Annotated in this window: 6 protein-coding genes and 1 tRNA gene; all 7 read right to left on the bottom strand. The window is 72.0% G+C overall.

Going from position 1 to position 7143, the window contains the following annotated elements:
* The coding region (locus tag D8M35_RS14515) for a hypothetical protein (RefSeq protein WP_148113388.1) at positions 1-234 on the bottom strand (234 nt) is incomplete at its 3' end.
* An 11-nt stretch (positions 235-245) separates the two neighbouring features.
* Positions 246-1271, bottom strand: coding sequence for a Gfo/Idh/MocA family protein (locus D8M35_RS14510; protein WP_126892482.1), 1026 nt, complete (start codon positions 1269-1271; stop codon positions 246-248).
* A gap of 120 nt (positions 1272-1391) precedes the next feature.
* Positions 1392-1467, bottom strand: a tRNA-Thr gene (locus D8M35_RS14505).
* Between the two features lie 44 nt (positions 1468-1511).
* Positions 1512-2147 carry a TetR/AcrR family transcriptional regulator gene (locus D8M35_RS14500; RefSeq protein WP_126892481.1) on the bottom strand — a complete coding sequence of 212 codons (636 nt, stop codon included), beginning with the start codon at positions 2145-2147 and terminating at the stop codon, positions 1512-1514.
* Positions 2148-2261: 114 nt separating this feature from the next.
* Complete coding sequence (locus tag D8M35_RS14495) at positions 2262-3404, bottom strand: DNA polymerase III subunit delta' (protein ID WP_126892480.1); 1143 nt, start codon at positions 3402-3404, stop codon at positions 2262-2264.
* Between the two features lie 25 nt (positions 3405-3429).
* Positions 3430-4077 carry a dTMP kinase gene (gene tmk, locus D8M35_RS14490; protein ID WP_126892479.1) on the bottom strand — a complete coding sequence of 216 codons (648 nt, stop codon included), beginning with the start codon at positions 4075-4077 and terminating at the stop codon, positions 3430-3432.
* Positions 4074-6884, bottom strand: a complete 2811-nt coding sequence (topA, locus tag D8M35_RS14485) for a type I DNA topoisomerase (protein WP_126892478.1) — start codon at positions 6882-6884, stop codon at positions 4074-4076. Before topA ends, tmk begins: the two co-directional genes overlap by 4 nt.
* Positions 6885-7143 lie beyond the last annotated feature (259 nt).

Below are 7143 nucleotides of genomic sequence, written 5' to 3'. Positions count from 1 at the left end.
CCGTGGCGTGCCCGACTGGGCGGCGGTGGTCGCGGACGCCGTGGCTGCGGACTGGTGCGACGGCATCGTCGCAGCGGCCACCGCGAACGACGCGCCCGAACCGAGCACGAGCACACCGACGAGACCACCGGCGATCCACGGGACCGGTCGGCGCGCCACCGAGCGGCGCAGGGACGAGGCGGCGCCGCGGAGGCGTGCCGGGACGGACTTCGACGAGGGCTGCTGGTCGGACATCGCGACCGATCCTACGGAACCGCGGGAGGAGCCTCCAGACCGGATCGGTCCGGTCCCTCGTCGTCTGCCGCGTAGCGGACGCCCACCTGCCGGCGGGCCTCGTCCATGACCGCCATGACGGCCACCGTCTCCTCGGGGTCCATCGGGCCGCCCTCGTGGGTGCCGGCAGTGACCATCGCCTCGAAGGCACGCGCCTCGTGGGCGTAGCCGGCGAGCTCCTCGCGCGAGTCGAACTCCTCGAGCACCGTGCCGTCGCGGTCGCGGAGCCGCCACGTCGTCGGCGTGTACCAGGTGTCGTCGAGGTCGATGCGGCCGTCCTCGCCGATGATCGACGCCGTGTTCGGACTCCGCAGGTCCAGCGCGAAGTGGAGCACCGACTGGGCCCCGCCCTCGTGCGTGAGCACCACGCCCATCTGCGTGTCGACACCCTGCTCGCTCACCGTGCCCGCTGCTGTGACCCTGGTCGGCACGCCGAGGACGTCGACGGCGAAGGAGATCGGGTAGATGCCGAGGTCCAGCATCGCTCCGCCCCCGAGCGCCGGGTCGTTCAGCCGGTGGTGGGGGTCGGTCGGCAGGGCCTGGTGGTGGCTGGCCTCGACGAGCCGCGGGCGTCCGATGCGCCCCTCGGCGACGAGCTCCCGGATCATCCGCATCTGCGGCAGGAAGCGGGTCCACATCGCCTCCGTCACGGCCACGTCGGCGCGGCGGGCGGCGTCGACCACGCGGCGTGCCTCGGCCGCCGTGATGGTGAAGGCCTTCTCGACCAGGACGTGCTTGCCCGCCGCGATCGCGAGCAGGGCGTCGTCCGCGTGGCGGGAGTGGGGCGTGGCGACGTAGACGGCTTCCACGTCCGGGTCGGCGACCAGGTCGGCGTAGGAGCCGTGGGCCCGGGCGATGCCGTACTCGGCGGCGAACGCTTCGGCGGACCCGCGCGTGCGGCTGCCGACCGCGACGAACTCGATGCCGGCGGCGGTGCAGTCCGCCACGAACGAGTGGGCGATGCCGCCCGTGCCGATGACTCCCCAGCGAACCGTCATGGGACCTGTCTACCAGGGGGCTGCCGCGCGGCGACCGGGCTCGGTCCGTGGCCGAGCAGCGACTGGCAGCCAGAACGAGGGAACCCCCGGTCGGACATCGTCCGACCGGGGGTTCCGGCGTGGAGCCGCCTGTCGGAATCGAACCGACGACCTATTCATTACGAGTGAATCGCTCTGCCGACTGAGCTAAGGCGGCGGACGCTCCGTTCCCGGAGCGGCACGAGCAATGACTATACAGGTTCAGACGAGGGAACGCGAAACGAGCGCCCCGAGCTCGTCGAACGAGCGCTGCAGCTCCTCGAAGAGCTCCGACTCCGAGGCCCCGTCGGACCACTCCCACCAGGCGTGCCGCAGCGCCGCGAGCGCCACCACCGAGGCGAGTCGGGCCCGTCGACGCAGCGCGTCCGGGTCCGCCGCGACGTCCGGCTCGGTCGCTGCGAGCCGCGCCGACACGGCCTCCTCGATCTCGGCCTGGAACTCCTTCATCGACGCCATGCGCCGGGTGAACAGCTCGGGCGCGGCGCGGAGCACCCGCTGCCGTTCCTCGAGCAGGCCGCGTTCCTCGACCAGCTCGCTCGTCGTGTGCACGAGCAGGGTGCCGAGGTCGGCCAGGAGCTCACCGCTCGGGCCCCCGGCGCGGAACGTGTCGAGCGCCGGGCCGGTCGGCAGGGTCGGGTCGTCGCCGAGGAGGGCCTGCTCCTTGCTCGGGAAGTAGTTGAAGAACGTGCGCGGGGACACGTCGGCGCGTCGGGCGATCTCGTCGACCGTGACGGCGGGCCAGCCGGAGTCGAGCGCGATCCGCAGGGCGGCCTGCTGGATCGCGAGACGGGTGGCGCGGCGCTTGCGCTCACGCAGTCCGGGTGCGGCTTCGGGCATGTCGCGATCTTCTCACGACGGTCGGGGCGCTCGGCTGCGGGGTTGCGCAGGGTCCGGTGGGTGGTCGCTGACCCGGCCGGGAGGCTCGACGCGCGTCCGCCTCGCCGGCTCCGGTCAGCGGGTCGCGCGGGCGATGGTCACGAGCAGCGCCTCGAGGGCGAGGAGCGCCGCGACGTTCGCCGCGATCCGCTGCCGCGCCAGGGCGATCGCGTCCAGGACCTCGAGCGCCGATGCCGGTGGCACCGTCTCGAGCGCCCGGTCGAGCTGGTCACGCATCGCCAGGTTGACCGGCTCGGCCGGTGCACCGAGACCGAGCAGCAGGAGGTCCCGGTACAACGACGAGACGTCGACCAGGATGCGGTCCAGGCCGTCGCGCAGACTCCGCGTCGCCCGGCGCTTCTGGTCCTCTTCGAGGGCCCGCAGCTGCGACCGCAGCGCCGGCGGGACCGTGCCGCCCGGCTCCACGCCGAGCGACCGCAGCGCGGCGTCCCGTTCCTCGCCGTCGCGCTGCTGGGTGATCGCCTTGGCGTCCTCGTCCGCGACCGACAGGAGTTCGGCCGCGGCCATGACGGCGTCGCCGACCGAGCGCACGCCGAGCACGGTCTCGAGCGTCCGGCGTCGACGGGCACGGGCGTCCTCGCTCGTCGCCAGCCGCTGGGCCATGCCGATGTGGCTCTGCGCCTGCCGCGCCGCATCGGTGGCGAGCGCGCGGTCGACCCCGGTACGGGCGACGATGAGCTCGGCGACGGACGCGACGTCGGGCACGCGCAGCCGCACGGAACGGACGCGAGAGCGGATCGTCGGGAGCAGGTCCGCCTCGCTCGGCGCGCACAGGATCCACACCGTCCGCTCCGGCGGCTCCTCGAGCGCCTTGAGCAGCAGGTTCGAGGTGCGCTCCGTCATGCGGTCCGCGTCCTCGATGATGACGATGCGGTACCGCCCCACCGACGGTGAGTAGTACGACGACGTGACCAGCTGCCGGATCTCGTCGATCGTGATGATGACGCGCTGCGTGGTCAGCACCGAGACGTCGGGATGGGTGCGGGCGGTGATCTGCTGCAGGGCGTGGTCGTCGTCCGCGCCGTCGCCGACCAGGGCCGCGGCGAAGGCGGCGGCGACGTTCGACCGCCCGGACCCGGGCGGCCCGGTGATGAGCCACGAGTGGGTCATGCCGCCGGTACCGTCCGGGGCCTCGGCCGCGCTGCGCAGGGCGGCGACCGCGTCGTCCTGTCCGGTCAGGCCGTCCCACACGCTCACGGAGCCATCCTGTCAGCAGCCACCGTCACACCCGGCCGCCCTCGTCCGTGATCCCGACGAGGGCACCGACGGCCGAGCGGACCGTGCGCTGCACGGCGTCTGCGGACTGGCCGGCGTCCACGACGAGGAAACGCTCCGGCTCGGCGTCGGCGGCGTCGAGGAACGCTCGTCGCACCGTCTCGTGGAACGCCGAGGCCTCGGACTCGAGGCGGTCGAAGACGTCACCCCGCGCGGCCGCGACCCGGCTGCGCCCCACCGTCACGTCGAGGTCGAGCAGCACCGTCAGGTCCGGCACGAGTCCGTCGGCGGCCCAGTCCGAGACGGAGCGGATCCGGTCGGCACCGAGCCCGCGTGCGACTCCCTGGTACGCCACCGACGAGTCGATGTAGCGGTCCTGCAGGACGACCTCGCCACGGGCGAGGGCGGGCCGGACGACCGTCTCGACGTGGTGAGCGCGGTCGGCCGCGTAGAGGAGCGCCTCGGCACGCGGGGCGACGTGACCCCGCTCGTGCAGGACCATCTCGCGGATGCGCTGCCCGAGCTCCGTGCCACCCGGCTCCCGGGTGCGCACGACCGTGCGACCGTGCTCCTCGAGCCAGGCGGTGAGGAGCTCGGCCTGGGTGGTCTTGCCCGCACCGTCGCCACCCTCGAGGGTGATGAACCGCCCGGTCACTTCTTCTTGGCCGCCGTCTTCCGCGCCGGCGCCTTCTTCTTCACCGGCCCCTTGGCACGCTTGTCCGCGAGCAGCTGCACGGCACGGGCGTGGTCGACGGTCTCGACGTCCTCGCCCCGCGGGATGGTCGCGTTCGTCTCGCCGTCCGTGACGTAGGGGCCGAAGCGCCCGTCCTTCACCTTGATCGGCTTGCCGGACACGGGGTCGGCCTCGAACTCCTTGAGCGCCGCGGTGGCGGCACGCCGACCGCCGTACTTGGGCTGCGCGAACAGCTCCAGCGCGCCGGGCAGGTCGACCTCGAAGATCGCGTCCTCGCTCGGCAGGGTGCGGGTGTCCGTCCCCTTCTTGACGTACGGGCCGTAGCGACCGTTCTGCGCGGTGATGTCGTCGCCCGACTCCGGGTCCTTGCCGACGACCCGGGGCAGGTCGAGGAGCTTGAGGGCGGTCTCGAGGTCCACCGTCTGCGGGTCCATCGACTTGAAGAGCGACGCGGTGCGTTCCTTCGGCGCGGCGGCCTTCTTCGTCGTCTTCTTCGCAGGGGCCTTGGCGCCCTTCGCGGTGGTCGTCGCCTTCTCCGTGGCCGCCGATGCAGTCGCGGACGCCGTCGCACCGGCGGATGCACTCGCCTCGGCCGCGGTCGGCTCCGTGACCTCGCCCGTGGACGGGTCGACGGTGGGTTCCGGTTCGGGCGTGCGCTCGGTGACGTACGGGCCGAACCGGCCGTCCTTCGCCAGGACCTCCTTGCCCGTCTCGGGGTTGATGCCCACGACGCGGTCCCCGACGACCGGGGCCTCGACGAGCTCGCGCGCCTTCTCGGTGGTCAGCTCGTCGGGCGCGAGGTCCTCGGGCACGTTCACCCGCCGCGGCTTCTCCGGGTCGTCGCTCGGCACCTCGATGTAGGGCCCGTAGCGCCCGATGCGCAGGGTCAGGCCCGGCGCGAGCTCGACCGAGTTGATGTCGCGCGCGTCGATCTCACCCAGGTTGTCGATGACGGTGCGGAGTCCGCGGTGGTCGTCGCCGCCGAAGTAGAAGCCCTTGAGCCAGTCGATGCGGTCGGCTTCGCCGCTCGCGATGCGGTCGAGGTCCTCTTCCATGCCGGCGGTGAAGTCGTACTGCACCAGGTCGCCGAAGTGGTCCTCGAGGAGCCGGACCACGCTGAACGCGATCCAGTTCGGCACGAGGGCACTCCCGCGCTGCGTGACGTACCCGCGGTCCATGATCGTCGAGATGATCGCGGCGTATGTCGACGGACGACCGATGCCGAGTTCCTCGAGCGTCTTCACCAGGCTGGCCTCGGTGTAGCGCGGCGGAGCGGAGGTGTCGTGCCCCTTGGCCTCGACCTCGCTGACGCCGAGGTGGTCGCCCTCGGCCATCTGCGGGAGCTTCGCGTCGCCGTTCTCGCCGCCGTGCCGCTCCTCGTCTCGGCCTTCCTCGTAGGCGTTGAGGAAGCCACGGAAGGTGATGACGGTGCCCGACGCGGTGAACTCGGCGTCCGTGCCGTTCGCCGTCGACGCGACCCCTGCGACGCTGTCGCTCGACGTGATGCCGAGGACGACCGACGCGGTCGAGCCCTTGGCGTCCGCCATCTGCGACGCGACCGTTCGCTTCCAGATGAGGTCGTAGAGCTTCCAGTCGTTGCCCCGCAGCACACCGTTCATCTCGGAGGGCGTGCGGAAGGTGTCGCCGGCCGGGCGGATGGCCTCGTGGGCCTCCTGGGCGTTCTTGCTCTTGCCCGCGTAGCTGCGCGGCTTGTCGGGGATCGTCTCCGGCCCGTACAGCGCCGACGCCTGCTTGCGTGCCGCGGTGACCGCCTGCTGCGACAGCGACGACGAGTCCGTTCGCATGTAGGTGATGTGGCCGTTCTCGTACAGCCCCTGCGCGACGCTCATCGTCTGCCGGGCGGAGAAGCGCAGCTTGCGCGCTGCCTCCTGCTGCAGGGTCGACGTCGTGAACGGTGCGGCCGGCCGACGCGTGTACGGCTTCGACTCGACGCTGCGCACGACCGCGTCACCGGCGCTCTGGAGCACCGTGGTGAGCGACGCGGCCGATGCCTCGTCGAGGCGGACGGCATCGCCCTTCAGCGCACCGCGGTCGTCGAAGTCGCGGCCCGAGGCGACTCGCGTCCCCTGCAGTCGGGCGAGGCGGGCCGTGAAGGCTGCGTCGCCGACCTTCTCGAAGCGGGCCGTCAGGTCCCAGTAGTTGGCGGACACGAACGCCAGGCGCTCGCGCTCCCGGTCGACGACGAGTCGCGTCGCGGCCGACTGCACACGACCGGCGGACAGCCCGGGGCCGACCTTGCGCCAGAGCACCGGCGAGACCTCGTACCCGTAGAGCCGGTCGAGGATGCGGCGGGTCTCCTGCGCGTCGACCAGGGCGGTGTCGAGTTCGCGGGTGGCCTCCTGCGCGCGCTGGATGGCCTCCTTGGTGATCTCGTGGAAGACCATGCGCTTGACCGGCACCTTCGGCTTGAGGACCTGCAGCAGGTGCCACGCGATGGCCTCGCCCTCGCGGTCCTCATCAGTTGCGAGGTAGAGCTCGTCGGCGTCCTTCAGGGCGCGCTTGAGCTCGGAGACGGTCTTCTTCTTCGCGTCGGAGACGACGTAGTAGGGCTCGAAGCCGTTGTCGACGTCGACCGAGAACTTCCCCAGGGAGCCCTTCTTGAGCTCCGCCGGCAGGTTCTTGGGCTCGACGAGGTCGCGGATGTGTCCGACTGACGCCTGGACCTCGTATCCGTCGCCGAGGTATTGCGCGATCGTCTTCGCCTTCGCAGGGCTCTCGACGATCACGAGCTTCTTCGTGCCTGGCACGTGACTCCTTGATCGATGGTGCGCGCCGGCCCAGGACCGCAACGGTGTCCGGGTCGACCGGGACAACGGTGACCGGGGGCCGACGTGCACACCATACACACACTGTTCGGGCAGGCCGCACGCGGGACCGGCGACGGCGACGGCGTTCACGGCGAACGCTCCGGAGCCGGCCACCGTCCGGACGCGGGCCGTGGCGGCGACCGTGGCGCAGGCGTCCAGGGCGACCCCGTTGGCCACGGCGACGCGAGCGGCGACGGCA

This window comes from Curtobacterium sp. HSID17257, from assembly GCF_003989515.1.
In the GTDB taxonomy this organism is placed as follows: domain Bacteria; phylum Actinomycetota; class Actinomycetes; order Actinomycetales; family Microbacteriaceae; genus Curtobacterium.
This window is presented reverse-complemented; position numbering and strand designations above follow the sequence as displayed.

Bases quoted from the DNA above. Each gene is read 5' to 3' on its own strand.
- D8M35_RS14510 (WP_126892482.1), bottom strand. From the start codon at position 1,271: ATGACGGTTCGCTGGGGAGTCATCGGCACGGGCGGCATCGCCCACTCG.
- D8M35_RS14500 (WP_126892481.1), bottom strand. From the start codon at position 2,147: ATGCCCGAAGCCGCACCCGGACTGCGTGAGCGCAAGCGCCGCGCCACC.